This window comes from Streptomyces sp. FH025 (assembly GCF_017427025.1).
In the GTDB taxonomy this organism is placed as follows: domain Bacteria; phylum Actinomycetota; class Actinomycetes; order Streptomycetales; family Streptomycetaceae; genus Kitasatospora.
Window position 1 is genome coordinate 1 of the sequence record NZ_JAFLNG010000951.1, and the last position, 2,379, is coordinate 2,379.

At 70.4% G+C, this 2,379-nt stretch carries 2 protein-coding genes; one reads left to right on the plus strand and one right to left on the minus strand.

Annotated features, from left to right (window positions below; genetic code table 11):
• Positions 1-289: 289 nt before the first annotated feature.
• On the minus strand, positions 290-1,261 hold the full coding sequence (locus J0670_RS36015; protein ID WP_196952272.1) for a sigma-70 family RNA polymerase sigma factor: 972 nt from the start codon (positions 1,259-1,261) through the stop codon (positions 290-292).
• Positions 1,262-1,683: 422 nt separating this feature from the next.
• On the opposite strand from J0670_RS36015, the gene J0670_RS36020 reads away from it, so the two are divergent.
• Positions 1,684-2,379 (plus strand): phosphatase PAP2 family protein (locus J0670_RS36020; protein WP_207816906.1); only part of this gene is annotated, 696 nt, incomplete at its 3' end.

Below are 2,379 nucleotides of genomic sequence, written 5' to 3' on the forward strand. Positions count from 1 at the left end.
GGGACTGCTGGTCCAGCGGGTCCCGGAAGACGAGCCGGGCCTTGGCCGCGGCCGCCTGCTGCCCATCCTGCGGCTTCTCCTGCCCCTGTTCCCGCGCCTTCTCCTGCCCCTGCTCGCTCACCCTGTCCACTCCCCTACTCATTCCCGGCTCCATCCGCTGCTCGCGGGCCGTCCTGTCCCTCCAGCCTAAGAGCCCCGCGGCATGCCGCGGGCCCTGGTGCGGAGCGCTCCGCACCAGGGCCCGGGTGGCGGCCTCGGTTGGCTGGCGGCCGGTGGGCCGGCCGGTTCGTCAGGCGGCTTCGAAGCCCGCGTGATCGGCGATCTTCTTCAGCTCGGCCAGGGCGTGCTTCTCGATCTGGCGAATCCGTTCACGGGTGAGGCCGTGCTGCTTGCCCACCTCGGTGAGGGTGCGCTCGCGGCCGTCCTCCATCCCGTAGCGTGAACGGATGATCGAGGCCGTGCGGTCGTCCAGCCGCCCGATCAGACCGTCCAGCTCCTCGCGGCGGAGCATCACCATCACGGCGTCCTCGGGGGACGTCGCCCCGGTGTCCTCCACCAGGTCGCCGAACTGGGTCTCGCCCTCGTCGTCGACCGACATGTTGAGGCTGACCGGGTCGCGCGCCCAGTCCAGCACGTCCTTGATCCGGGCCTCGGTGGTGTCCAGCTCGGCCGCGATCTCGGCCGGCTCGGCCTCGCGGCCCAGCTCCTTGGACTTCTCCCGCTGCACCCGCCGGATCCGGCCCAGCTCCTCGACCAGGTGCACGGGCAGCCGGATGGTGCGGGACTGGTCGGCGATCGACCGGGTGATCGCCTGCCGGATCCACCAGGTGGCATAGGTGGAGAACTTGAAACCCTTGGCGTAATCGAACTTCTCGACCGCGCGCACCAGGCCCGCGTTGCCCTCCTGGATGAGGTCAAGCAGCGGGAGGCCGCTGCGCGGGTAGCGGCGGGCCACCGCGACCACCAGGCGGAGGTTGGAGCGGATGAAGACGTCCTTGGCGCGCTCGGCGTCCGCGGCTATCGCCTCAAGCTCCTCGCGGGTGACGCCGTCGGGAAGTCCGCCCTCGTCCAGCAGGTGCTGGGCGTACACGCCGGCCTCGATCCGCAGCGAGAGCTCGACCTCCTCGGCGGCATCGAGCAGGGGTGTCCTGGCGATCTCGTCGAGGTACATGCCGACCAGGTCACGGTCGGCCTCAAGGTTGGTCGGGCGGGCCGCGCGAGTCCGGTCGGCCCTGTCGCGAACGACGGCACGGGTGGCCATGCTTGCTCCCTTTGACTGGTGTTGCCGAGGTCTGCCTGCCTGCCCGGAGAGGGCAAGAAGTGCGGGCCCCGAAGGGCTCACACGTAACGATCCAACGAACAGAATCCGGACAACATTCCCAAGTCACTCAGTTTCTTCCCGGCGATGCAGTATCCTGCCGAATTTCGCCCCGAATTTGAACATTCGGTGACCGCCCAAACACTCTGCGCGCCCGTTCACGCCTGCCTCGAACGCCTCCTTCACCGCCCGCACACCGAATCGCCGCCCACCCGTTGAACCGGCGAACGATCGCGCACGTTCCCGCGCGCCCCGATTTCCGCCCGCGCCCACGCCCCGGCGCGCGCAGGTCCTCCGCACAAAAGATGCCGAATCGCTATCACTCCAGCTCCCGATTGGCACGGGACGCTGGGAAGGTGTCAGGCATGCACCTGACCAACAGCTCGACCTCCGTCACTGTGCGTCACAGTCGTCTCCTCCGGGACACGGCGCTCGCGCTGGGCTGTGCCGCGCTGTTCTGTCTCCTGGCGGTGCTGGTGACGGGCCACTGGCGCCCCCTGCACGAGTTCGACCAGGACTGGGTCAACGAACTCCACATCTACGCACGGGAACACCGGATCTGGACCGCCGCGGTCCAGACCCTCTCCGACATCGGCGGGCCGGTCACCATGCGTGCACTGCTGGGCATCGCGGCCGCCTGGCTCTGGCTGATCGGCGCCCGGGTGCTCGCCTGCTGGGTGGCGGCCTGCACCCTGATCGGCTGGAGCGCCCAGTCGGCGCTCAAGCTGGCCTTCGACCGGCCACGGCCGGCCTTCACCGACCCGGTCTCGCAGGCCGGCGGCGCCGCCTTCCCCTCCGGGCACGCCATGGCCTCGGCGATCACCTGCGCCGTCCTGGTCGGCCTGCTCTGGTACCGGGTCCACCGCCGCGGCCGGACCGCCGCCTGTGCCGTCGCCGCCGCGACGATCCTCACCATCGGCTGGACCCGGGTCGCCCTCGGCGTCCACTGGCCCAGCGACGTACTGGCCGGCTGGCTGGCCGCCGGCATCGTGCTGGGCGTCGTGACCACCGCCATAGAGCTCTGGCGCCCCGGCGCACTGGCCCGCGACGTACGCCGGGTC

Coding starts and splice junctions, on each gene's coding strand:
- J0670_RS36015 (WP_196952272.1), bottom strand. CDS start 1,261: ATGGCCACCCGTGCCGTCGTTCGCGACAGGGCCGACCGGACTCGCGCG.